The organism is Paenibacillus sp. EB106-06-01-XG199 (assembly GCF_058791575.1).
On the sequence record NZ_JBYTDQ010000002.1, the window covers coordinates 313,938 to 337,709 of the forward strand.

Here is a 23,772-nt window from a genome sequence, read left to right on the forward strand (position 1 = left end):
ATCCCCTTCCCGCCATAGGGCGCGCGCTCCAACATTTATTTTGCGGGTGTCTCATTGAACCATTTTTGAAAAAGAGTATCGTAGGTGCCATCTGCCTTCATATCCGCCAAAGCTTTATTCATTGCATCCCGCAGTTCTGTATTCTCCTTGCGAAGAGCTACACCCGCCATATCGGATTTGATCGCTTCACCAACCGCTTTAATCTGAAAGCCATTCTCATCCACAACCGGTTTCAAGGCATACAGATTATTAATGGTAGCATCAATCCGTCCTGCATCCAGATCTTTCAGTGAGGTAATGACGTCATCATACGTCTTGATCTCGAAATCACCTACTTTTGGCAGCACTTCGGTACGCAGGTAGGTTTCATCGTTCGTTCCGAGTCCAACCCCAATCGTCTTCCCTTTGAAGTCTTCCAGCTTCGTGATATCTGTATTTTTAGTATTGACGATGATTTTGACATTGTTCGTGATGTAAGAATCCGTGAAATCAATTTGCTTCTTACGTTCATCTGTTATCGTAACCTGGCTAATCACGATGTCGAATTTCTTCGCTTGCAGACTTGGGATCAGCCCGGAGAAATCCTGAGTCGTGAATTCTGCTGTCACTCCAAGACGTTTGGCAATTTCCTTGGCGATATCAGGGTCAAAGCCATCTACTTCTTTCTTTTCATTCAAAAAGGTATACGGTGGATAGGTCCCCATTGTACCGACCTTGATCACACCCGCTTCTTTAATTTGTTCCAGTTCATTTGCAGCTTTAATTCCCGAGTCCGAGTTCCCCCCGCAAGCGCTTAAAACCAGGCCGAACACTGCTAGAGCTGTTATTGTAACCACAGCTAATTTACGTTTTATCATATCGTTTCTCTCCCTTTATCTATATTCTTCCCAACAATCCGTAAAATTCGAAATTGGCCAATTCAGTAGCTAATTGCTGTGCAGAGGCTTGCGCAACCTTTGTATGAATTTCTTCGGAGCCAAATAACCAGCGTGAAAGCAAACCGTCACACATACTCATCAACAAAGCAGCGCGAAGCTCAACCTCTATTCCCTCAGGTAGCATTTGAAGCTCTATCGCTCTTTCTATATTGTGGCGAAAAGCTTGCTCCATCGCATTTCGGGTAGCCGAAATACGGTTCCTTATTGTTTGGTCGGCCCCATTTCCCATCAGGAGGATCTCCATAAGATGGCGGTTATCTGCGGCGAAACTGAACAACCGGTGGAACAGAACTTCTGAAGCTTTTACCATATCTGTAATATCTCCGGGATCTTGACGATAACCTTGGGATATCACTTGCAGCAGCTGTTCCTTGCCTGTTTCGATAATCTCCAGTGCAATGGCTTCCTTACTCTTAAAGTGCCAGTAAAAGGTTCCTTGGGCTACGCCCGCTCCCTGAACGATGTCAGATATTTTCGTCTGATGATATCCGTGTCGGGCAAACTTTTCTAGCGCTATCTTCATCAGTTGAGTTCTACGATCTATGTTTCCGTTGTTTTCATCAATAGGCAATCCATCTCCTCCTCCCGATTGATTAGTCAGTCAGTTGTCTTTTTTAAATCCTATAGGATAACTTTGTTATTGTCAATGGATTGTTTATATTTCGTCCTACTACACGACATATTTTGCTACGGTGGACTAATTTACTAACCAACTTACGGTTCAATTGAATCTGGGGCTGCTTTGACAGTTAAGGATACAGTTCGAGCTGTTCCACAAGCATCACGATAACCAGCAAGGCTGCCGGTATAGGCAGGCGTTTTTTCTTTACACTCTCCCCTTTGGTTATGAAAATAATGGTTTTTACAGCTGTGAAGTCTGCTGAAGTTCCGGATTAAGAAATAGTATAATATATGGATAGAAAATAAACGTCCCGTTTTTTGTTTCAAATTTGAATGGAAAGTAGTGTGAAGCATGAAGCTCTCACCAGTAAACAGCAGCTATTCTGTTCAGCCAATCACTGGCTTCAACCGGGAAAAGGCTGCCTTATCCCGGTTGCTTGCGGCCTCAGATTCCGGGATCGGCCCGTTGATGCATAGCGGAAGGTGGTGCTAAGAATGAACAGTAAGGATGGCGTCCCGCCTGAAGGAACATTCGAACAGCTTGATCAGTTGTGGTTCAGACTTCGAAGCATCGCACAGAACAACAGACCCAATGGAGAGTGGTCACTTCGGCTGCAATTTCTTGAATCGCATATGCTCCTGATTCCAATAGTTGGCCGGGGTTGGATAACGGTAGATGGCAAGTATAGTGAACTCAGGGCGGGATTTGTATTTGTATGCCTGCCAGGGCAATTGATCGAAGCCCGTCTAGAGGGTACAGGAGACCAGAGATTATACATTCTGCGGTTTGATGTATTTGGTCAGCGTGATCTGCCTGAACTTCAGGAACAGACAAGCTCATCGGAGCTTCATATCCCCTTCCCCTTGGAAGGAGAAACAGCAATTGCTTCAACTATTACTTACAGCAAACACTGTGAGTCCATCGCCGCTTCCATGGGAAGCATAAACCCCTTGCAATGGCTGCATGCACAGAGCGGATTCTATGAGCTACTGTATAGTCTGCTGAACGATGCCAGCCAGCTGCATCTGAGCGATACTGATGCTGTTATGGAGCGGGTCAAGACATATATAGAGCAACACTACCGCGAAGATATCTCCATTCGTCTGCTGGCTGGCGAGGCAGGCACTAGCGAAAGGCATTTCATCAGACTGTTCAAGCAGAAATATGGTCTCAGCGCGATTGAATACCTGACCGAATACCGGATCAGACAAGCAAGGAGCCTTATGCTGCCGCAAACGAATTATGAATTGAAGGATATTGCCGCTTACGTCGGTTACAAGGACATTCCTTATTTCCGGCGCAAATTCAAGCAAATTACCGGTGTAGCTCCGGCAACATTCATGCGAAATGCCAAGCTGAAAATTGTTGCATACCACGGCAGCCTGATTGGGGCACTGCTTACCCTGAATATTATTCCCTGCGCAGCTCCGGCTGACCATCCTTGGACTGAATATTACCGCCGTAAATATGAGCCTGGTGCGGTACTGCCTCTTGCCCAAGATGACGATACCAGAATACAGCAACTCACCTCCCTCCATCCTGATTTTATTCTGGGGCTGGAGCAATCGCTAAGTCCGGACATACTGAAGCAGCTTCAAGAGCTTGCACCCACTTATTTCGTATCCTGGCTCCGAATGGATTGGCGGACGCAATTAAGATTCATCGGAAAATGTCTTAACAAGTCAAAGGAAACAGAGGCATGGTTAGACAAATATGAGCGCAAAGCCGAGGCTGTCCGGGCGGACTTAGATCATGAACTCGCCAAGGACAAGCTCCTTATTGCCCGAATATCCGGTCAGAAGATTACCGTGTTGTCTAATCGAAGCTTGGGTGAAGTACTCTACGATGATCTGCATTTACTCCCGGCGTCCGTTGTTAACCGCAAGCTTAGCTATCAGACATTGACGCTGGAAGAGCTGGGGTCTGCGGATGCGGACAGGCTCCTGTTGATTGTGGATGAGGATGTCCACTCGCAGGCCGTCTGGTCTGAGCTCCGGGACAAGAAGTCGTGGAAGCAGCCTGATCCCGCCGGATATTCGCGTATTGACCATCTCCCTCCCTTTCCCTGGACAGAGTATACATCGTTCACACAGGAGCTGATTCTCGACCTAGCGTTGTCTCTTTGGCGTAATCGAACATAAAATATTGGCGTGATTGTCAATAGTCGAATCTAAAAGATTGTTTTATACTCCTAACAGTGATATTGATTCTCACTCGCAAGTGAGATTTAAGGTATCGAAAATCAGGAGGTTACATAATAAATGATACAGTTAAGAACAGGAATGGCGTTCTGTATGACTATTGTGCTGGTATTGGTAATGGCAGCTTGCTCAAATAACAGTGGACAGGCCGAGATTGCCGCCTCAGCTGAAGCGGACACTCGTGTAGTGAAAAGTGAAAAGGGCGAGACTACGATCCCTGCCAATCCAACCAAAGTCATCGGACTCTCCGTAGTCTATCCGGAGTTTCTGCAAGCATTGGGCGTTACACCCATAGCAGTACAGAACTACCAAACGGATCTACCAACCTATCTGAGAGAACCGCTCAAGGATACCCTTAAAATGGGCATTGCAGAAACCCCAAATTTTGAAATGATATTGGCCTCTGAACCAGATCTTATCCTTGCTCCCGTCTGGTGGTCTGACAAGGACTATGACCAGTTATCCGGGATCGCACCGACGGTTCTGCTGCCACAGCGCGATGACTGGCGTGATGAACTGAAGGATATAGGCGAGGTCCTGGGCAAGAAGGACATTGCAGAGAAGGTCATTCAAGATCTGGCAGCCCAAGAAGCTGAAGCCAAGCGGAAGCTTGATGATCTGGTTGGCAATGAAACCGTGTTGTATATGATGGTTATGCCTAACAGCCTCATTCTCTATGGGGATCAGATCGATCGCGGAAAGTTTATTCATACCACGCTTGGGCTGGAGATGATTCCGAACTTCCCCGATAAAGATCTGTCATTATCCATATCACTTGAGAAATTGCCGGAGTATAATCCCGACCACCTCATTATTCAGCTGAATAATGAAGACAGTGCTGAGGTTAAGCAAACCTATGAAGACATGCTGGATAGTCCTCTGTGGAAGAACATGAACGCGGTCAAGAAGAATCAGGTGTATACGATGGCGGGCAAGGATTGGTTTAACGTGGGCATGTCTCCGCTGGCGAACCGCTATGCGATTGATTCGGTTCTCCAAGCCTTTGAAGGCAACACGGAATAAAGGGGATTTAAGGATGTGCGAAACCGAAAAATTGCAATTGGGAGAACGTTTTTTCATCCATTCGGAAGCTGCGGAGAATGCAGTGGTTACTTTATCGCTTACCGAATTAAGCCAGCCAGCAAATGCTGAGCATCTGCTCATAACTTATGCTTCCATGCTCGGAACAGATGACAAGCGTCTGGCAGCTGCTATCTTTTGCAGCTGGTATGCCGGAATTTGCGGAGCCAAATATGCACTGCTCACGGCTTCACCCCCGATGGCTCGTGCCTTGTGCCTGAGCAACATGTCTGTACAGCTCATCCGCACTGAGGGATTCCCCATATTCTCCTTTCCTGTCCATGAAAATCGGGACGATCTCTGCCAAAAACATAGTTCTGGGGAAGAATTACTAGATGAGCTTGGTTTGTTCTATAAGAATGATGTTAGACCGATTATTCTTGCTCTTGCCGAAGCCGCACAGACCAAGGCAGTGATGCTATGGAAGCATATTTATAATCAGCTATATACCTATATGGAAGAGGAAGCCCGGGACGCAGCAGGTGAGAGCCAACGCAACCTTATCATCGAGCAATTCAAATCTGTGACCTGGGAACTCGAACCGGAGGTATTCGGACTTCCCGTCAATCCGTTCCGCATCATGCCCAAATTCAGAACGGACCCCAACCCTCCGCACCGCATTATATCTATTAAGGCGACCTGCTGTCTGGCCTATCAGCTCAGAGCGGATCATGGATACTGCAGTAGCTGTCCTATACTGCCACCGGAGCAGCCAGAGATAACAAATTGAAGGGGTTGTCCCATAAGTAGAATTTCTATGACTTAGACACAGCTTTCTTCATTCTTAAGACCACAAAAAGTGAGCAAAGCAGCGATTCTCCCGTTATTGGAGGATCGCTGCTTTGCGTTTTTGGTCATGGGTGGCTTGCCTTAGCAGATTATGGGCAAGGGAAAGCCACCCGACTTCAATCGTCACTTTTTCGATGCCGCATCGGCAAAATCGCCGGATGCCCCGGTTATTCTCCAGTTGTCCAAACACACTCTCCGGTTCCGTCATCCGGCGCACGGCCAAGGCGCAACCTTCTTCACCCGTAGAATCTCACGAGCCTGGTTCTGGTACCGTATTCGTTCCAGACTAACGACGATTTCACGGTTTCCGGCGGCTTTTGTACAACGCTCCTTCAATGGGCAACCCTTGCAGCTTCTAGTCACAACATCAAGCACACCCTGCCTGCTTAACTGTAGAATTGCCAGAGTACAAGCTCCCCCACCAGAACTACCATCATCGCCACAGGCAGAATGGCCAACCACTTGACACGGGCAGTCGAAGCAAACCGATTCTTCATCCAGGATAGCAGCAGCGCCGCTAAGAACAATACAGCCAATCCGGTCAGAGCATAATTTACCAAAATCTGAGGATAGACTTCGTCATAGGCACGCTCATTGTTACTGAGCATCCGCAAGGCCAGAACCAGATTGTTCACCACAATTCCGGTTCCCGTTAAAGTCAGGCCAGCCTCCAGTTTGCGGCTGAACGCTCGAGGTGCAGGGCGTGTTCTGGTTCTTCGCTTATTCAAAATCGCCTTCACCAGCAATACTAACGGGGCGATAATGAAGTAGACGATGACCAGCACCGCCAACGCGGCACTCAAGAGCAGCACCGGCATTGATTTACTTGCAGGCAGCGGCAAATAATCAGTGGTATATACCGAGATCGCCTCTACCTTACCATTACTGACCTTGGCATGCAGCATTGGCCAGGCATCGAGTGCCGAGTCTCCGCTCACTTTCTCATAGAGGTAAGGTTGAACCTGCTTATAGCTTCCAGTCATGCCTGCAAGTGATACCTGGAGCTGGTCCACTCCCTGCGGCTCAAGCTTCATCAGCGTAAGATAGGGGAATAGAGTCATGAAGCCATGTCCAGGGCGGCGCGCAGCCATGAACTCACCTTGAACCTCAGACGTATCCGGCAGATCAACAGCATCCGCCTGCTCACGTGTGCCCACTATCGCTTTGGCTAGACCATGTACAATTTTAGATTCACTGGCCTGATTAGTCATAATTACGAGCGCAAACCGGTCTTCAGGCACGATCTGCAGATTGGTGGCAAAAGCAATCGTATTCCCGCCATGTCCCAACGTCCGGTGCATTCCGGGATATTCCCAGAATCCATGTGCAATGCCCGGCATTCCTTCAGCTGAGGCATAACTCTGGGTCAGCATCGTGCCCAGCGTCTCCGGCTTCTCGAACAGAGGGGATTGTTCCCCGGCTGCAGGCATGAATGCCCTTGCAAACTTAGCCAAATCTTCCGCAGTGCCGTTATTACCACCGTTGGGGTACATGGACATATAATTCCATGATCCCAGCGTAAAGGACCCTTCTCCATCGAAGAAATAACCTTTAGCTTTATGCTCCAGCAGCTCCGGGCGGTCCTCTACGACGGAATGAGCAATAGAATCCCTCATGCCCAGTGTGTCAAAAATATGCTGCTGAACGTATTCATGATAAGGCTGACCACTGATTCTCTCCACAATATATGCAGCCAGTGAGTTGCCATAGTTCGAATAGGCTACAACCTCACCTGGTCTGTAAATCTGTGACGGCTGGGCTAGCTGCAGCCCCTCTTCCAGCGAACGCACTTCCTCAGGGGACTGATAGGCCATATCGAACATATACTCTTCGAATCCGGCATTATGGTTCATCAGATTGAGCATCGTTATGGGATCATCATACTTTAGTTTGGTTAGGAAATTCTCCGGCAAATAGCTGCGGATATCTACATTCAGGTCAATTTCCCCTTGTTCTTCCAGCTGCATCACAGATGTCCAAACTGCAAGCTTGCTGATCGAACCCCACTCCATTACTGTATCCGGTGAGACAGGGATCTGCTGCTCCACATCGGCGTAGCCGTAACCCTTGGACAGTACCACCTGGCCATTCTTCACCATAACAATAGACGCACCTACGGATTGTTGCCCTATGTACTCTTTTACATAATCATCGACAAAAGCTTCCAAACCTGCCAGCGGAATCCCGGAAGGGGTTGCTCCCCCTGCTCCGCCGCTACCTATCTCCGCAGCAAATGCTGTAATACTACCGGATAGTAACAATAGTATTGAGAACACAAGTGTAAATCCTCTTCTTAACAATAAGACCTCTCCTTTAGTCAAGTAAACTCCTGCAGTTCTCCTATTCTAACAAATATCTTCACACATAACCGCATAATATTGTAAAAGTAAACTAAGGCCGGGTATAGGATGGTGAAGTTATATGCGGGGAGCTGGAGTGACTGGATTAGTTATGAGGGGAACCCGATAGCTGTCGGAGATGAAGAACAACCGGACAAGGCATAGCAGTATGCGTATCTTGAATACATCGCCATATGGGCAACTTGCTTTAGGCGATGTATTTTTTATGCTCGAAGTCAACACGAAATTAACATGCGCGCTCTGTAAATATTTTCAGGAAACCACGCGCTGAGCGCTTGTTGGTATGCTCCTTCATGTACCTTTTAGACCCCTCGCACACGTACGTCCTCGCCGCTGTACACACATAATGAAGACCGATCAGCCCCGCCCCATGGGAAAGGCTAATCGGCCCTTAACTACTCGTTGTTTACTTTACGGCTCCTTTTGAATGAACACTAAGTCAACAACGAATTCAACTTGTAATACGATCAACGGAAAAAGAGCGATCCGTACGGCTTGACCCAACTACGTTGTATACTTCGCCTTAGCTCAAACCGTATTATTTAGTCAGACCCGTCCTCCACGGGCTTCTTGCTCCACAAGTCCTCTCAAGTGTAGCCAAGGGAGATCGTTGCACAATCTCTTATGAGGCGAATCCGATTGCAACGGGAGAAGAGTAAGATCTGAAAGGTCGCGGTGGTCGCGGGTTTGGGGGCTGTGGCAGGTTGCCACAGCCCTTTCGGTCTTCTCTGCAAACAGCTTGCCAACAAGCAGTTGCAGCAGCTACTCAAAAACTAGCTATAGCTAGGTTGTCGAGTCAGAAGGCTGTTGAACAATAGCCGGTTTTTCTGGCTCTCCTCGGTGAGCGGCGCTGTTCATAATCGCTGTAGAATCTGATAAGCAGTGTACTCACATCAGGGATGCCAGATCGATAGACAGCCGGTGAATCGGCTGCTGAACAGGCTGTCCCAGCCGGTACAGGAAGGAAGGTCGCGGTTCTTCGGACACTTGCTTGTGAATAAGACCGGCGTCATGAAAATCATGCAGACGCAAGGATAGTTGGCGCGGCGTTATGCCGGTGAGCGACTGGCGGATATCCTGGAACCGCTCGTGATTATAGTTCAGCGTTAGCAGAACAGACAAGCCCCAGGCCTTGTCTGATAGTCTGCCATGTCCAATCTGCTCTTCGCTGAGTTGGACGGCACGGGCTGCTTCGCGGTGGAGCCGTCCTTTGTCGGTCAGCACATACTCGGGGAGGAGCGGATGCCGCCGTTCTTGCGGAGATAGATGAATGAGCAAACCATCCGCTATCATCTTCTTCAAATTAGCGGTTAGCCGGGAAGGCGCGATACCGAGCTTGTTCTGCAGCGGGGTGAAGCGACCGCCACGTTCGTCAAGCGAAAGCAGGATGGGCAATGTCCATTGCCCGGTTAGCTCCCGACTCAGCTTTAGCACTTCTTCTTTCTTGCTCAAGACTCTGTAAGCGGTTCGGATAACATCAGATTATGCCCGTCGGGGTCCACGAAAGTGGCCAGCTTGGTCAACTCAGGAATATGTTCGACTTCACCAATAAAAGTTACCCCTTTACTCTCGAGCTGCTGTATCGCTTCCTCGATATTCCATACTTCAAATACGGTCGAAGAAGTAGCTGGTTCTACGGTCTCTGCCACTGAAAAACCAATTACGCAGTCCTTGGTGTTGGTATTCACCATGGCCATGCCACTCTCCGCATCATGAAAGATAACTTCGAAACCAAGCTTGCCTGAGTAAAACGCTATTGTTTGCTCTAAGTTGGATACGCTGTACCATACGGTTAGCCCTGATCTGTACATAAATTAGCCTCCTATGATAAATATGAATTTTACTACCGATAATATACCACGTATAATAACGGTAGTAAAGTGATCAAGGTTCCTCGTTCATACTCCAGAATGAAATTATATATGGGGGTAATGCGAGCGAATCTATTAGTTATGAGGGGAATTCAATTGCGGTGGGGGACGAGGAGAAGGAGTAATCAGCATAATAGTATGTAATCTGGAGTACATCGCTCGAACAGCGATGTACTTCTTTACGTTGTGCTCAGGCGTTCAAGAATATGCAATGACGTTGATGATCGGTTTTGATGCGTTTATCCCACTATTGCATCGTATTTGGCGGCCTCGACCGCGGAAAAAATTCGCGCTAAAGTGGTGGATCTCGCGGAACACAGCGATTGTCATCGGCCACGATCGGCTACTTTCTGGCCGAATGCAAGTGGGACGAAGAAGTGCTTTAAACCAAAGTCGTGCAGATGTCTGAAAGGATTGAGGAGCCGTTGTTCGTTATCGATGATAATAGGATCACCCGGAAGACAAAGCCATCGTCACAGGCACAGTCTCAAATAGAACCTACCGGTTTTTATCATTTTCATCCCGCTTGCCCCTCACCAGCAGGACATTCCACTGTCAACTTCTAAGCATTATTTATTAGCAGCAGCATACGGCTTGATTCATACAGGAAGTCTTAACTTGACATGTATTTGTCAAGTTTTATAGTTATACTGAAACCAAGAGGTAAGCGGATGCAAAGCAGCAGATTATTTCAAATGATTTATATTTTATTGGAAAAGGCGACTGTTACGGCACCCGAGTTGGCTGAGCGGTTCGCTCCGTTCTCTCCGAGCCAATGGCGCTGGCGTACCACAAACCAGGCTCTTGGTCTTGGCGGTGGAAGCAACGACCCTCGATCATCGTGGGCGGCAATGCAATGACGCTGGCGGATCACAAGTCTCTGTACATGCCCAACGTTCCTGATCTGAAACCATTTTCAGCGTATATCCGACAGCTGGAGTGACTGGATTAGTTATGAGGGGAATGCCAGATTTAACGTGTTGCCGTCTTCTTTTGGCTTTTATATGACTAAGATGGCTTCCAAAATGCAATATAGTGTTTACATTTTACAATACATAAGTTACAATCACTCCCAACCAATAACTGGAAAGGAACTCTCGTGTGCTTGTTAACAACGTTCGTGAACTGAGGGCCCGCTTCAGATAGTTGCAGCAGGACCTAGCGGATGACATCAGAGCCACTCGCCAGACAGTAGGGTTAATCGAGAAAGGAGATTGCTCCCCTTCGATTACGCTCTCTCTTAAAATTGCCGCAGCTTTCAAGTTACCCGTCGGGGAAGTATTTTATAAAAGATGTTAAAACGGATTATGTGTTCGCCATTACTTTCAACCCCATTGTTTCCCGGCATCATCGTAAATATTGTACAGAAATAAGCGTATTTCTACCGAGGGGAGAGCAAAATAATATGAATATAGCCGTCAAGTTGATGCAAAAATTCAAAGACCTCGATAACCAGAAAAAGCTGAAAGTTTACCAGGGCAAAGCGGAGCTTATCAGGAAACGGAATTTGGAAGCATGGGACGATGGGCAGTTTCAAGCGGAATCCCTCCGGCTGCAAGAAGAAGCAAAATCAGGTACGCCTTTGGACGAGCTGCTTGTCGATGCCTATGCACTAGTTTGTGAGGCAGCGAAGAGAACGCTCGGATTACAGCCTTACGATGTCCAGATCATGGCTGCCATAGCTCTACATGAGAGATTTCTGATCGAGCAGCATACCGGTGAAGGAAAAACACTCTCTGCTGTTATGCCTGCATATCTAAATGCACTGACCGGCAAAGGCGTTCATGTACTGACTTTTAACGATTATTTGGCCAAGCGGGATGCGGAGTGGATGGGCCCGATCTATCGTTTCCTCGGGTTAACGGTATACTCGGTTCAAGCGGGCATGAAATTGCCTGAGAAACGGGAAGCGTACGCCGCGGATATAACTTACGTTACGGCTAAAGAGGCCGGATTCGATTATTTGCGCGACACAATCGCACTAAGCGAAGCCGATACCGTGCATCGTCCCTTCCACTACGTTATCGTGGACGAAGCGGATTCGCTGCTGCTCGACGAGGCGCGGGTGCCGCTGGTCATCAGCGGCGATTCGGCCTCTTCCAGAAGCGACAGCTTTCGTTTCGCAGAAGTGGCTCGGCAGCTCAAGCAAGCAGAGCATTACGACTTTGACGAGTTCCAGCGGAACGTTTACTTAAATGAAGCAGGCGCTGCAAAAGCGGAATCACTGCTGGGATGCGGCAATTTGTACGATAGCCATAACGGTCACTTGCTAACGTCATTAAATTGCGCGCTGCATGTGGAATCGTTATTAAAAAAAGACGTCGATTACATCGTCCGGGACGGCAAAATCGAGCTGATCGAAGAATATACCGGCCGCGTGGCGGAGAACCGGTATTTGCCGGACGGGCTGCAAGCCGCGCTTACGGCCAAAGAAGGGCTGTACTCCATAGCCAGCGGGAAAATTCTCGGGACGATCACCATTCAACACTTCATCAGCCTGTATCCGCAGATTTGTGGGATGACGGCTACCGCGCATGCTTCTGCAATAGAATTCGAAGATATTTATGCAATGCAGGTCATGCAAATCCCGCCGAACCGGCCAAACATCCGGATCGACCACCGACACCGGATTTATACCCATAAAGAAGCCAAGCTTAAGGCACTGGTACAAGAGATCTCATCAGTCCATGAGACGGGACGTCCAATTCTCATTGGTACATCAAGCGTCGAAGAGTCTGCTATGCTGGCAGAGGCGTTAGCCGTTACCGGCGTACCTTGCCATGTTCTGAATGCGAAAAATGACGCTGAAGAAGCTGGCATCATCGCCAAAGCTGGAGAACCCGGCGCAGTGACGGTGTCTACAAATATGGCGGGACGCGGCGTCGACATCCGGCTCGGCGGCGGCGCCCCCGCACAAGCAGAGGTAGTCGCCAAGCTTGGCGGGTTGTACGTGATTGGCACCCATGTGAACGAAAGCGTGCGGATCGACGACCAGTTACGCGGGCGTTCCGGCCGCCAAGGCGACCCGGGAGCTTCCGTTTTTTATGTAAGCTTGGAGGACGAGTTGCTGCTTCGCTTCGGCATCCATAAAGCGGTTCGCGCTCCCAGGCAGGATGAGGCTCTTGAAGCACCGGGGCTCAGCAGCAAGATCACCAGTATTCAGCGTATTGTTATGGGCCAAAACTTCGATATCCACAAGGAACTGAACTGTTATTCGGATATGGTGGAGGATCAGAGGCGGCTTTTATACGAGGAGCGGCTCCGAATTTTGAGAGGTGAGAAGCCGATGAGTCCTTCGGAGCAGCGAGTCAGGCTTTATTATATCGACGAGTTCTGGGCTGAACATCTTGCATATGTGTCTTACCTTCGCGAAGGGATTCACCTGGAGAGCCTTGCCAGCCGCAATCCGATCGACGAATTTCATGCGCAAATCACCGAAGCCTACGAGCAAATTCCTTCTAAAATAAATAGCGCGTCGGAGAATATGCTTGAAAGGCTCGGAGGTTCAAATGACCCTGCTGAGTGGGAAAAGTTCGGTCTTAAGAGCCCGGCTTCCACCCGGACTTATATTATCAATGATCAATACCTACAGAATAAGCGAACCTCATGGACAGGAACGACTGTATTTGCTTATTGGATTCGCATGATTATTAGGCCGATATTCAAGCTCTCAAAATATTGATGCAGCGTAGCTTTCAAGGATAATCGCGTTGCCGCCCATTTGCTGCACGAAATAACGGCTGATCTGCTAAGAGCGAACGCTCGATACATCCTACACTGAAAATGTTTTCCGAAGCGAAGCGTAGACTCTCCCCTTCATAGATATAAATCGCAGCAGCCGGCATTGTCTCAGCAGTTATCCATTCATTGCAGACTCGCAGCGGTGAACAGCAGCACCCTTCCGTCCGTGTTTAGAATCTGGGTGCCATTCTCAAGCTCCGCCAGGGGCTGGTCCCAATGGACATGCCCGCAAAACAATAAGAGTTCGGGCCCGGATTCCAGTTGTTCACGGATACCTGAATGGACCGGAAGCCGGGCTTCGGGAACCTCGGGGCCTTGGTGCAGCAGAAGCACATCCGGGTCACGATGCAGCAGGTTCCGCAGCGCTTCCAGATATTCACCTTCAGGCTTCCGGTTCGGTTTATCCCCTCTTCCGGTCACACCTCCAAGACCTGCTATATGTAGCCCCTTCTGCCGTATAATATCAGGTTCAGAGAACAGATCCGGTATGAGACGCAAGCTCGGCTTGCCCTTCACGGGACAACAAATCATGATTGCCGTTAACGCCCAGCACCGTGCCGAACTTGTTGCGGAATGCCTTCCATACCGGAAGCGGGTCACCGCTTGAACCTCTTTTGGCGGGATCACCGTATAAATCACCGCATAAACAGACTAGCACCTTCTCGGGATCTACGGCCGGCATGTGGATTTGGAGCAAAACCTCCAGCGATTCAGGAAGTACCTCACCCAGCAGTGAGTCGCCATATTCACCGGTTGTGCTATGAATGGCCATACCTTGAAGATCCGATGCCACTATCAGCGCATCCACATCCTGAGGGAGTCCCAGAATTTCTCCCCAATATACAGGAAGCCATTCATATGAGATCCCTTGGCCGCCCGCCGCAGCACTGACATAAGGAATTTGCTCAAGCGGCTCTTCGGCAATACTTACGATCTTAAGCGCTGCTCTGCCTGTTTTTCCTGCCTTTCTCTTGCTCACGCTTTACCTTCACTCCTCGCCTCTTGCCAAGCCTCCAGTATAGGAATTGGCGCTTTGCGGCTAAATTGGCCGCTGCCTTCTTTAGCCCACAGCGGAGGATAATAGCCAAAGACCTGACCAGGTTGAAGCTTCAGGGCCGCCTCTTCCCACCCTTCCCAGCGGAATGTCTCATAGAACAGATCAAGATCCCCTTCCGCCAGCCAGCCGATGAACCCGGAATAGGCCAATTGGGTCGACTCCCATTCCAGCGTATCCGGGGCAAAGTAATATACATGCCCGCTCTGCCCGAACCGTCCCACATCAAGTCCAAAAAAACCGCCTGCAGCATCATAAGCCACAATCAGCAGGCCGGGCAATGCAGGAATATCTTGTGAGGCTGCAAGACCATTCCAGGAAGTAAGACTCCCATAGATGCCTTCGCCGCCAGAGCCAAGAAGTGTAATCCAGCCATGCTCAAAAACGATCCCTCCGGTCTCGTAAGCAATCGCTCCCAGATAAGACTTGGTGCTCACCTGTAAGCGAACGAGCGTCTGTGCTGCTGTTTCCGGTTCCGCTGCTGTCAGCCGATAGGTGCGAGTACCTTGACTCAGCAGCTCTCTGACTTCTTCCCAAGCATGATTCTCCAAATCCACCAATTCTGCTACAGATAATGAGTGCATATTCTTCCGCCTCTCTCATTTATAATGTATCTCGTGATCGCGCCAATAATGCGGCTATATGTACTTCTACCAATATATACCCAAATCTAACACACCAATAATGCCAAATGGATTTGTCCTCGATATGAGCCTACGAGGTCGATACGGCTTTACTTACATATTGAATCACATCATAAAGCGTCCGGTTATGCCCTTTCCCGTTGATCTCCTCATCCAGTTCGAGCCGTGTGATGAAGCTATGGTCTGATTGCTGAAAATAAATACCTGCTACGGGGAATGGAGTTACACCCTCAGTGCCGTCCCCTGTAATGTACTCACCGATGATCGCAATGTCAGTGTATCCATCCAGATTCACATCCTTGAAAGATACTCCCTTGATCGCCTTCAGCGTTCCTCTGCTGTTTCCATTAAATACAGGAAACGAATACAAAATATGCTCTTCACTATCCAACAGGAAAAAATATGCCTGATCCATACCATTTGTGTTCCTTACGGTGGATACAAACTTCACTTTCCCCCAGCCTTTTAGATTGGTAGTAAAGGATTGGTCTTTGTCTACGGTGTATTGATTGATGTCTATTTTTTGCGGTTCTGCCCCATCAACATTAAATGATTTCAGTGCTTGCCGTACCTCAACACCTTTTCCAGAAAATTGTACGGTTACACTTGCATCTTTATCACTTGTAATTACAAATCCATTTGTATGCTCTGAGATCTCTATATTCATTCCTATATACTGCTGGTTTTCAACAATAAGTGTGTTATCTACAATACTCAGGTCCCAAAAATCATTAGAGCTAATTGTGTTAGTGAAACTATGTTTCTTCTCAGTCCATTTCTGATTGTCCAGCTCCCACGACGATACAAATACGGGCGTAGGTGAATACAAAGAAAGGTAACCTCCTAATAAAAGCTCTATCTTATCGTTATAAGTACGAATCACAAAATCTCTAACTATCTCTGAATCTTCATTCACAACTAATTGGGCATGTACATGCTGCTCATCATTCCACCACTGAATAACTGTATATTTATCCTCGAGCTTACCCTTTAGACCTAGAGGCGCCTGGAAATTAACAACTTTGATATTAAATTTTCCGCCTTCATGTACTACCGCTTTAGTCGATGCAAAAACTACTTCATCAAACTTGTTACTAAGTTCACTATCCTTTATTTTAATACTGTCCTGCATGTTTAATAGAGCAACTAACCCCGAAATAAACTGATCCAGATTACTTTGTCTTATCTCATTCTTTAAATCTTGATTTTTACTGTTACTTAGTTTAATTTTCAATTGTTCCAATTCACGTTGATAGGAACCGCTTGAGTCCGACTCGTTAATACGGGGCAAACCTATATCCGGTTTTGATTGGAAGTTAGTACATCCGTTCAACGTAATACACAACAGTAACAGTAGAAAAACATGTAATGTTCTCATTTAATCTATAGCCCCATTTTCACATAAATGTTCATTTGTCAGATCGAAAAAGCCGGCCCCTTTACGGGAGCCAGCCCTTATTTTTACTCAGGGTATCTTGTGATAATATAATCGCCTACAGCTTTTATATGTTCCAAAGTAAACATACGTCCCCAGTGAATAGATGAATTATAGTTCCCTTCCGCAAGGGTAATATTTGTGTCATCTATGCTGAGAATAATCACTGAATGGGTATCATTATTAATCCTCACAATATCTCCAACTTGAATATTGTTAAAATCCGTATGCTTGCGAGCGGGTAAGTTACCAAATGCCGCATCACTTAATATAAAAGCAAACCCCACACAGCCATAACCTCTACTATAAATGCCACCATTCCACGCGTAAACATTACCGTTTGTCCATGCCATTCCCTCAGGATATTGTTCCTTTAGGGCAATCATTTTTTCATAAGCAGCCTCTTCTGTAGGTACAGGTGTTGTTGTGTTAATTGAAGTATTTATTGAAGTATCTATTGATGTGTCTTCTATTAAATTGTCTTCTTTTGAAGTGTCAACAGGCTCAATAATAACCGTCCGTGAATCTGATCTATAACTTACGGCTCTGCCTAATGACTCTGCGATAACACGAACGGGCACTAATGTACGCCCATTTATCGATACTGGCGGGGAATCAATAGTCACTTTTCTATCATTTTTATAAATATATTCATTTCCTATTGAGAGCTTAACCACATCACCGTTTTTAGATAAGGCTGTAATCGATAGTGTAGCATCATCCCATTTAACAGTAGCATTTAATGCTTCAAAAATAACTCGCATCGGTATCATAACACGATTATTTATTACTTGGGGCGGAACATCAAATTGCAAATTCGTACCATCGAGCCTCACAGTAACTTCGTTACTTGCAGCATTTACACTTGTCACACTTACAAAACACATGAATATCATTAAAAGAATTGATAATTTAATTGTAATTGTCTTAAATATGTTGGTATTCCCCTTTATATATATTCTATGTAAACCGCAAAAGACAGAAAGAAATCCGTTCATCAAATATGGACGGGGGGATTCATATATAGAGTTTAATTCTTCGCAGCAACTTTATAATACGAATCCAGACCTTTTTTAATTCCTTGAACAATCTTGTCCTGATATTCATCCTCACTTAACTTCATGTCTTCTTTACGATTCGTCATGAATCCCATTTCGATAAGCACAACCGGTACGGTTGACCAGTTGAACCCGGTAAGATCACTCCTAGGAATTAATCCGCGCGATGCCGCCTGCGTTTCTTTCAGCACCGCTTTAGACAGAACCTTGGTGATCTCCAAACTTTGCGATGCAATCTTCTTCGTAGATGGGATCTCAGTAGAAGGATAGAGAAAGGACATGCCTTGAATCTCGCGATTAACGCTCCCATCTGCGTGTAGTCTAAGGGTCATATCGGCACCTGCCTGATTACATCTAATGGCACGCTCGCTGTTTGATATATCCACATTATTAGTGCGGCGAATCATTACCACCTTGTAATCCTTCTGAAGGGCTTGCTCCAATTTCAACGCCACTTCCAGTGTAAGTTTGTATTCGGTTTTACCAGTAGCTATGCCCTGCGTACCGCTTGACACCTTTGGTTTAACCGTTTTGCTTCCTGGCGCTACGGGCTCTTTAGAGTTATTACCTTTACTCTGGTGTCCCGCATCTATGCAGATAACCGTCTTTCCCATTGTACTGGCTAATGATGTTACATCTGCTGTTTTCGCCTCTACTGTATTTGGAAGGCTGCCTGACGTTAATAAAATCATAATAGCTAAGAGGATTGCATTCAATTTCGCGCGCATTTTTAACTCCTATCAGTTAGGCCAAGGATCACCACTATATAATTTGTTGACTCCGTAATGGAACATCCGCAACAGGTGGGACTTAGTACCTCCTTTCCTTATTCTCCCATTTTAATCTAAACTTAGTGGTATTATTATTTAATAGTTATACCGTAATACATAATTCGACATCATACAAAATATCCCTTCATATTCTGCACAAATGTAAATTTTCAATGAAGTCAAAACTACTTATGAACAAGAAAAATGGTTTCTAATCTGACGTTTGATAAATCCTTGATCATGCGTATATCCATAAATAAACTGTGCTTCAATTCAAAAAAATGAGAATTATTCTCTCCCCGAATCCGACTCTATCACCGGGAACACTAAAGTAGGTTTCTTTCAAATATTCACTTTCAGGGATTAGCAGCCGAAGAATATATTATGTTTAATACATAATATTAACTGTTTTGAGAGATTTGGAGGATAATAATCGTGAAGTCCCATGTTACACTGATTGCATCTTTAGTACTTATTAGCACCCTAATGACTTCCTGTTCAATGAGCAAGTCCGAACATGAAACAGGTGCGAATGGCAACAACTCCAAGGCAGCCGTGGAAACCGCGCAAGCTTCAAGCTCAGCGCCTGCCCCCACTGAGGCCATCGACGAGAAAGCCGCCAAGTTAGAACTCGAGGCCCAGGAATTGGCCAAATACAATGCCTATGTAGACCTGAACAACGCAATGACAGGACGGCTCCAGGATGTGCTGAATGATTATTTTGAAGAGTTCGGTTATGAGGCCAAGCCGGTGATTGACAAGTATTTCAGCGCCACAATGCTCTCTCTAAGCGAATCCGGTGAGAAGGCCATGCAGACTGCGTTCGCCGCCGCTACCGACAAGCCAAGCTTCGGGAAACTGGACGCCCAGGTCAGCCTGCTGGAGCCAATCCTGACAGAACTGCTTGCCGCACTGGCTGAAGCGCATGAGTATTACGAGATCAAAGGCTATGTCGATGATCAGTTTGCCGGAAGCAAGACGATGCATACCCGAATTGTCAAGGCAGAGGCTGCCTATGAAGAAGCTTCGAGCGAGTTTTTCTCGCTGCTTGGCGAGATGGAGGATGAACGCACAAGAAACAGTCTTCAAGAATACAAGGATAACGGTCAGGATCTGAATTACACCGTGATGCTCTTTTTACTGGATGCGGAAGGCCTGGCAACGGAGATGGATGACCAGGGAATTCTGGCGGACAACATTCTGAAGCTGGATATGGCGAAATTCAAAGCGAAATACGCTGTTCTGACGGAAGATCTCAAGCTGCTGATGGAATATGCGGCAGACGAGACAAGAGTCGTATCGGAAGGATTCTCTAGCCACTCGCTCGAAAGATATGTTGATGCAGCCAAGAAAGTCAAAGTTTCAGGTGCTGAAATTATCGAACGTGTCAACAAGAAGCAGCGTGTAGAAGATTTTTATTTGAAAAGCTCTTTCTTCCGCGAAAATCAGTCAGGCACACCCGAGAAATTCAGCAAGTCTTTAAGTGAATTAATCGCAGAATACAACCAATTGCAGTAAGCTACTCTATGCAGGGGCTGACCCAAAGCCATGAAATGGCTACTTGGATCAGCCCTTATGTTAGTAGGATCAACGTTAGGCTTGATGAAGAAGACACTCCGTGAACGGACAGTTGTTCCATTTGCTGTGCTTTCGCGCTCTCTGTTTCATTCACCCTTTAATCCCCCTATCTATTTGGTGTTATAATGATCTCCAAGTAATTTATCCCTTGAGTTCGAGTACGGAGGCATACAGAATGAATATTGAATTTTGGATTACAGCTTCGATCAGCGATTTGGTGTTTTATCCCGATGAGTGGGATGATAACTATGTGACACACCCGAATTTCCAGGCGATCTTGAATGAACTTGGTATAACCGTTCCTGTGGAGGAGATTCATGAACACTACTTCAGCAATCCTGTACATACTGGCGATATGCTGGTATTCCGCAATCAGGAACAACCCTCGGAATGCATTGTCCTGAATACCTATCGAGACCCGTTGGACCAACTTGATATGATACAGTTTGGCTGGAGCACCGTGAACAGAGGGGAGACTATACGGCAGTTGTCCAGGCACTTCTATGATGAATGCGAATATGCCGTTCGCTACGAGGAAGGTCAGAGTGTACTCTACCATATACTGAGAAAAGGCCCATATTCGCGAACTTTCCACTACAATACCGTCTTTGAACAGCAACTCAAATCCTACGACCTGTGACACTGGCTACCAGTGTTATTTAGCCATAATCAGCCAGAAGACACTCCACGCCGATATTCCGCACGGCAGAGCCGTTCGGCTCTGCGTCACAGCGCTGGTTACACGAGTTGATTGAGACTGATGTGACTTCACTCGCCACCAAAACTCACAAGGCCCCCTCCCTTCATTAGCTACGTTATCCTACAAGCATCAACCCGATAATTATTTATTAAGCTACAGCTTCTGGAAGCAAGGAGACTTACTTCGGGACCACTTAAACTTACACCTTCCTACACAGGGAATATTTACAAAAGCAAGCAGATCAGTTATATTGTACTGGTACATTAAGTACACTGTTCGCGGAAAGGAGGACTTTTTTGGAAATTATTATTAGCAGTAATAGGAATAAGCCCATTTATGAACAGATAACCTCGCAAATAAAAACAATGATTATGAGTGGAGAACTGCAAGCGGGAGACCCTATTCCCTCCATGCGGTCGTTAGCAAAATCTATTCAAGTCAGTGTCATTACTGTCCAAAAGGCGTATGAAGATTTGCTGCGGGATGGATTCATTGAAACAACTGTTGGACGTGGAAGTTTCGTATCTGCCTCCAATAAAGATGTCTTTCAAGAAGAGCAACAGAAGAAAATTGAAGAGCACTTAACTATTGCAGCTGAAATTGCCCGAACGAGCGGAATTAAATTGGAAAAGATGGTAGAAATGCTGACTGTCTTTTATGCGGAGGATAAAAAATGAATCATAGTCTAGAAATAGCAGGACTAACTAAAACCTATTCTAATTCTGATTTTCATTTAGATAATGTTTCGTTCTCTATTCCTTGTGGAACAATTATGGGATTTGTTGGTGAAAATGGAGCTGGAAAAACAACGACCATTAAATCCATATTGAACACAGTTAAAAAAGATAGTGGAACTATTAAAATTCTGGGTCAGGTTATGACAGACAAAGACATAGGAATTCGTGAAGACATAGGAGTTGTCTTTGATGCTGCGAGTTTTTCAGGTGTTGTGACACCCAATAAACTTGCAAAGGTTATGGGCGGAATTTACAAACAATGGAATCAGGGTTTCTTTTTAAATATCACGAGTAAGTTTGACCTTCCTATGGATAGAAAGATCAAGGAATTTTCACGAGGAATGACAATGAAGCTTGCTATTGCAGTCGCATTATCACATCATCCCAAGTTACTTATTTTAGATGAGGCAACTTCCGGTTTAGACCCCATTACCAGAGAAGAAATTTTGGAGGTTTTTCTGGAGTTCGTGGAGGATGAAAGCCATTCAATCCTTATGTCTTCCCATATCACAAGTGACTTGGAAAAAATCGCTGATTTTATAACCTTTATTCATCAAGGAAAAATTATCCTTACTGCGAAGAAAGATGATTTGATTTATGGATACGGAGTGGCCCGCTGCAAAATAGATCAGTTCAATCGTATTGATAAAGCCGATAGACTTGCGTACAGAGTAAAGAATTTTCAAACAGACGTTCTTGTAAAAGATAAAAAAGAGTTCGAGCGAAAATATGACGGTATTATTGTTGATAATGTATCTATTGATGAAATTATGCTGCTCCTGGTAAAGGGGGAGGAATAACGTGCAAGGGTTACTGTTGAACAATTTTTATTCCATGCAGAACAACATAAAGACATCCTTTGGAATAGCTTTATGTTTGTTGTTTGTTTCTTTTGTGGCAGGCGATACGTCTGTACTTAATGCGGTCATTGCTGCACAGATTATGGTTTTCCCTGTGAATGTAGGTTCTTCTCTGCAGATCGATGAAGCATCTAAATGGAGTAGGATAGAAATTACCTTGCCAATAAAAAGGAAAACTATTATCAATGCCAAATACATTTCATTTATCATGTTGATATTAATGGGTACTGCAATCAGCTTGTTTACTCCGGTTCTTTTCTATTTAAGAGATTTAGATACTACTAGTTATTTGAATTTGTCATCTGGGTATACTATGGGCCTGTCACTCTCTATTTCAACAATTTCCATTTTATATCCGGTTATTTTAAGATTCGGAGTTGAGAAAAGTGAGATGATGATTTTTGTGTCGTCAGGCTTGTCAGTGGTTATCCGAATTGTGGTGTGGGTTCTTCTAAGAATGGTATGGGATAATGTAAATTTTAATGGCAGCGAGGTAGGAATTGCCTCTTTAATTGTTGCGGTTGTAATGTTTGTGGCATCTTATCTCCTATCGGTACAGATACATAGGAATAAGGAATTTTAATTCTTTCGATAAGCTTGTTTGCTGGAATTTATATAAGTTTTTTAACCATTATATTTATCGGTATAACGAGCTCGCGTAGTACGCGGGCTCGTTGTGATGGAAATAAAACCGCACTTCAACTAAAATCGCGGAAATACGGTCTTATGCTGCTTTAGTACCGATAATACTCCGGCAACAGATTCCGGCCTTCTTTCACACTTTTGTTCACTATATCGATTAACTCTTCCGTCGTTCCGTAGATTTCCTCTGTAGGAATACCCTCACCAAAGTTTTCTTTGTATAGGGTATTCAGATCTCGAAACTCTTTCGTAGCCAAACTCATTAAGGCGTTGGTCCAGCCATAATACTTGGGTAACAGATTATAACCCTCAGTAATGCTTTCTCGTACCTTGTATCGGTATCCTCCAAGAGTTTCAGTTTTGGGAATGTCTATCTCATGCATGTAACCGTAATGTTTATTATATTCTTCTAGAATCTCCTTGTATTCTTTCGAATCCAGCATATCCCACACCAATTGATCTTCCGATGTCTGTATCAATTCATTCACTTTACGAAAATAAAAATCTATCTGTTTGTCCTTCGCTCTTAATGATTCCTCCAGTTCCTTACGTTCAGCCGCTTCCCCAGATAAACGAACTTCCTGCCTGGAGTGGCTATACCATAACCAACCGCTGCTTGTAATTAATACAATGAACACAATTATTCCACAATACTTCCATTTCCTCTTGGTCATGAGCTCCCTCCAGTAACT

The 23,772-nt window shown here is 45.8% G+C and carries 22 protein-coding genes and 1 pseudogene; 10 read left to right on the forward strand and 13 right to left on the reverse strand.

Features of this window, described 5'->3' with window-relative positions; all coding sequences use genetic code 11:
- Nucleotides 1–35: 35 nt before the first annotated feature.
- On the reverse strand, nucleotides 36–857 hold the full coding sequence (locus AC3WT9_RS07295) for a substrate-binding periplasmic protein (protein WP_341092735.1): 822 nt from the start codon (nucleotides 855–857) through the stop codon (nucleotides 36–38).
- A 19-nt stretch (nucleotides 858–876) separates the two neighbouring features.
- On the reverse strand, nucleotides 877–1,461 hold the full coding sequence (locus AC3WT9_RS07300; protein ID WP_341097654.1) for a TetR/AcrR family transcriptional regulator: 585 nt from the start codon (nucleotides 1,459–1,461) through the stop codon (nucleotides 877–879).
- 593 nt (nucleotides 1,462–2,054) lie between these two features.
- Here AC3WT9_RS07300 and AC3WT9_RS07305 point away from each other — a divergent pair.
- The 3 genes from AC3WT9_RS07305 (at nucleotide 2,055) to AC3WT9_RS07315 (ending at nucleotide 5,571) form a co-directional block, all read left to right on the forward strand.
- Complete coding sequence (locus AC3WT9_RS07305; RefSeq protein ID WP_341092734.1) at nucleotides 2,055–3,701, forward strand: helix-turn-helix domain-containing protein; 1,647 nt, start codon at nucleotides 2,055–2,057, stop codon at nucleotides 3,699–3,701.
- Between the two features lie 120 nt (nucleotides 3,702–3,821).
- Nucleotides 3,822–4,784: an ABC transporter substrate-binding protein gene (locus AC3WT9_RS07310; RefSeq protein ID WP_341092733.1), complete on the forward strand. Its 963-nt coding sequence runs from the start codon at nucleotides 3,822–3,824 to the stop codon at nucleotides 4,782–4,784.
- A gap of 13 nt (nucleotides 4,785–4,797) precedes the next feature.
- The gene (locus AC3WT9_RS07315; protein WP_341092732.1) at nucleotides 4,798–5,571 is read left to right on the forward strand and encodes a (2Fe-2S)-binding protein; all 774 of its coding nucleotides are present in this window, start codon (nucleotides 4,798–4,800) and stop codon (nucleotides 5,569–5,571) included.
- Nucleotides 5,572–5,664: 93 nt separating this feature from the next.
- On the opposite strand, the pseudogene AC3WT9_RS07320 reads toward AC3WT9_RS07315, so the two are convergent.
- The 4 genes and pseudogenes from AC3WT9_RS07320 to AC3WT9_RS07335 all read right to left on the reverse strand — a co-directional run.
- Nucleotides 5,665–5,990: pseudogene (locus AC3WT9_RS07320) on the reverse strand (transposase); the annotation flags it as partial.
- 26 nt (nucleotides 5,991–6,016) lie between these two features.
- A complete protein-coding gene (locus tag AC3WT9_RS07325) occupies nucleotides 6,017–7,930 on the reverse strand; it encodes a serine hydrolase domain-containing protein (protein ID WP_341092729.1) in 1,914 nt (637 codons plus the stop codon).
- A gap of 948 nt (nucleotides 7,931–8,878) precedes the next feature.
- Nucleotides 8,879–9,424, reverse strand: a complete 546-nt coding sequence (locus AC3WT9_RS07330) for a winged helix-turn-helix transcriptional regulator (RefSeq protein WP_341378415.1) — start codon at nucleotides 9,422–9,424, stop codon at nucleotides 8,879–8,881.
- 14 nt (nucleotides 9,425–9,438) lie between these two features.
- Complete coding sequence (locus AC3WT9_RS07335) at nucleotides 9,439–9,801, reverse strand: VOC family protein (protein ID WP_341092727.1); 363 nt, start codon at nucleotides 9,799–9,801, stop codon at nucleotides 9,439–9,441.
- A 1,206-nt stretch (nucleotides 9,802–11,007) separates the two neighbouring features.
- On the opposite strand from AC3WT9_RS07335, the gene AC3WT9_RS07340 reads away from it, so the two are divergent.
- Both AC3WT9_RS07340 and AC3WT9_RS07345 read left to right on the forward strand, forming a co-directional pair.
- Nucleotides 11,008–11,160 (forward strand): helix-turn-helix transcriptional regulator, encoded by a 153-nt coding sequence (locus AC3WT9_RS07340; RefSeq protein ID WP_341092726.1) that lies wholly within the window; start codon nucleotides 11,008–11,010, stop codon nucleotides 11,158–11,160.
- 106 nt (nucleotides 11,161–11,266) lie between these two features.
- Entirely contained in the window at nucleotides 11,267–13,543 is a 2,277-nt protein-coding gene (locus AC3WT9_RS07345; protein ID WP_341378414.1) for a preprotein translocase subunit SecA, read from the forward strand.
- 182 nt (nucleotides 13,544–13,725) lie between these two features.
- Here AC3WT9_RS07345 and AC3WT9_RS07350 read toward each other — a convergent pair whose 3' ends face one another.
- The 6 genes from AC3WT9_RS07350 to AC3WT9_RS07375 all read right to left on the reverse strand — a co-directional run bounded on the left by AC3WT9_RS07350 (nucleotide 13,726) and on the right by AC3WT9_RS07375 (nucleotide 18,521).
- Nucleotides 13,726–14,022, reverse strand: a complete 297-nt coding sequence (locus tag AC3WT9_RS07350) for a metallophosphoesterase family protein (protein ID WP_341378413.1) — start codon at nucleotides 14,020–14,022, stop codon at nucleotides 13,726–13,728.
- A 49-nt stretch (nucleotides 14,023–14,071) separates the two neighbouring features.
- Entirely contained in the window at nucleotides 14,072–14,581 is a 510-nt protein-coding gene (locus AC3WT9_RS07355) for a hypothetical protein (RefSeq protein WP_341378412.1), read from the reverse strand.
- Nucleotides 14,578–15,240: a DUF2625 family protein gene (locus AC3WT9_RS07360; protein ID WP_341378411.1), complete on the reverse strand. Its 663-nt coding sequence runs from the start codon at nucleotides 15,238–15,240 to the stop codon at nucleotides 14,578–14,580. The genes AC3WT9_RS07355 and AC3WT9_RS07360 overlap by 4 nt, the downstream gene beginning before the upstream one ends.
- A 130-nt stretch (nucleotides 15,241–15,370) precedes the next feature.
- Entirely contained in the window at nucleotides 15,371–16,678 is a 1,308-nt protein-coding gene (locus tag AC3WT9_RS07365) for a hypothetical protein (RefSeq protein ID WP_341378410.1), read from the reverse strand.
- A gap of 83 nt (nucleotides 16,679–16,761) precedes the next feature.
- Nucleotides 16,762–17,733: a copper amine oxidase N-terminal domain-containing protein gene (locus AC3WT9_RS07370; protein WP_341092721.1), complete on the reverse strand. Its 972-nt coding sequence runs from the start codon at nucleotides 17,731–17,733 to the stop codon at nucleotides 16,762–16,764.
- Nucleotides 17,734–17,765: 32 nt separating this feature from the next.
- Nucleotides 17,766–18,521 (reverse strand): N-acetylmuramoyl-L-alanine amidase, encoded by a 756-nt coding sequence (locus tag AC3WT9_RS07375; protein ID WP_341092719.1) that lies wholly within the window; start codon nucleotides 18,519–18,521, stop codon nucleotides 17,766–17,768.
- Between the two features lie 477 nt (nucleotides 18,522–18,998).
- Here AC3WT9_RS07375 and AC3WT9_RS07380 point away from each other — a divergent pair, with 477 nt between their 5' ends.
- From AC3WT9_RS07380 to AC3WT9_RS07400, 5 genes are all read left to right on the forward strand, one after another.
- Nucleotides 18,999–20,081: a YiiG family protein gene (locus AC3WT9_RS07380; RefSeq protein WP_342481811.1), complete on the forward strand. Its 1,083-nt coding sequence runs from the start codon at nucleotides 18,999–19,001 to the stop codon at nucleotides 20,079–20,081.
- 235 nt (nucleotides 20,082–20,316) lie between these two features.
- A complete protein-coding gene (locus tag AC3WT9_RS07385; protein WP_341092717.1) occupies nucleotides 20,317–20,781 on the forward strand; it encodes a hypothetical protein in 465 nt (154 codons plus the stop codon).
- A gap of 356 nt (nucleotides 20,782–21,137) precedes the next feature.
- Complete coding sequence (locus AC3WT9_RS07390; RefSeq protein ID WP_341092715.1) at nucleotides 21,138–21,518, forward strand: GntR family transcriptional regulator; 381 nt, start codon at nucleotides 21,138–21,140, stop codon at nucleotides 21,516–21,518.
- The gene (locus AC3WT9_RS07395; protein ID WP_341092712.1) at nucleotides 21,515–22,378 is read left to right on the forward strand and encodes an ABC transporter ATP-binding protein; all 864 of its coding nucleotides are present in this window, start codon (nucleotides 21,515–21,517) and stop codon (nucleotides 22,376–22,378) included. Before AC3WT9_RS07390 ends, AC3WT9_RS07395 begins: the two co-directional genes overlap by 4 nt.
- 1 nt (nucleotide 22,379) lies before the next feature.
- On the forward strand, nucleotides 22,380–23,021 hold the full coding sequence (locus AC3WT9_RS07400) for an ABC-2 transporter permease (protein ID WP_341092711.1): 642 nt from the start codon (nucleotides 22,380–22,382) through the stop codon (nucleotides 23,019–23,021).
- A gap of 151 nt (nucleotides 23,022–23,172) precedes the next feature.
- Here AC3WT9_RS07400 and AC3WT9_RS07405 read toward each other — a convergent pair whose 3' ends face one another.
- Complete coding sequence (locus tag AC3WT9_RS07405) at nucleotides 23,173–23,754, reverse strand: hypothetical protein (protein WP_341092709.1); 582 nt, start codon at nucleotides 23,752–23,754, stop codon at nucleotides 23,173–23,175.
- Nucleotides 23,755–23,772: the final 18 nt, after the last annotated feature.

Excerpts from the sequence above, each read along its gene's own strand:
- AC3WT9_RS07300 (WP_341097654.1), bottom strand. The coding sequence starts at position 1,461 with ATGAAGATAGCGCTAGAAAAGTTTGCCCGACACGGATATCATCAGACG.
- AC3WT9_RS07375 (WP_341092719.1), bottom strand. The coding sequence starts at position 18,521 with ATGCGCGCGAAATTGAATGCAATCCTCTTAGCTATTATGATTTTATTA.
- AC3WT9_RS07370 (WP_341092721.1), bottom strand. The coding sequence starts at position 17,733 with ATGAACGGATTTCTTTCTGTCTTTTGCGGTTTACATAGAATATATATA.
- AC3WT9_RS07395 (WP_341092712.1), top strand. The coding sequence starts at position 21,515 with ATGAATCATAGTCTAGAAATAGCAGGACTAACTAAAACCTATTCTAAT.
- AC3WT9_RS07365 (WP_341378410.1), bottom strand. The coding sequence starts at position 16,678 with ATGAGAACATTACATGTTTTTCTACTGTTACTGTTGTGTATTACGTTG.
- AC3WT9_RS07305 (WP_341092734.1), top strand. The coding sequence starts at position 2,055 with ATGAACAGTAAGGATGGCGTCCCGCCTGAAGGAACATTCGAACAGCTT.
- AC3WT9_RS07360 (WP_341378411.1), bottom strand. The coding sequence starts at position 15,240 with ATGCACTCATTATCTGTAGCAGAATTGGTGGATTTGGAGAATCATGCT.
- AC3WT9_RS07385 (WP_341092717.1), top strand. The coding sequence starts at position 20,317 with ATGAATATTGAATTTTGGATTACAGCTTCGATCAGCGATTTGGTGTTT.
- AC3WT9_RS07295 (WP_341092735.1), bottom strand. The coding sequence starts at position 857 with ATGATAAAACGTAAATTAGCTGTGGTTACAATAACAGCTCTAGCAGTG.
- AC3WT9_RS07405 (WP_341092709.1), bottom strand. The coding sequence starts at position 23,754 with ATGACCAAGAGGAAATGGAAGTATTGTGGAATAATTGTGTTCATTGTA.
- AC3WT9_RS07345 (WP_341378414.1), top strand. The coding sequence starts at position 11,267 with ATGAATATAGCCGTCAAGTTGATGCAAAAATTCAAAGACCTCGATAAC.
- AC3WT9_RS07335 (WP_341092727.1), bottom strand. The coding sequence starts at position 9,801 with ATGTACAGATCAGGGCTAACCGTATGGTACAGCGTATCCAACTTAGAG.
- AC3WT9_RS07310 (WP_341092733.1), top strand. The coding sequence starts at position 3,822 with ATGATACAGTTAAGAACAGGAATGGCGTTCTGTATGACTATTGTGCTG.
- AC3WT9_RS07315 (WP_341092732.1), top strand. The coding sequence starts at position 4,798 with ATGTGCGAAACCGAAAAATTGCAATTGGGAGAACGTTTTTTCATCCAT.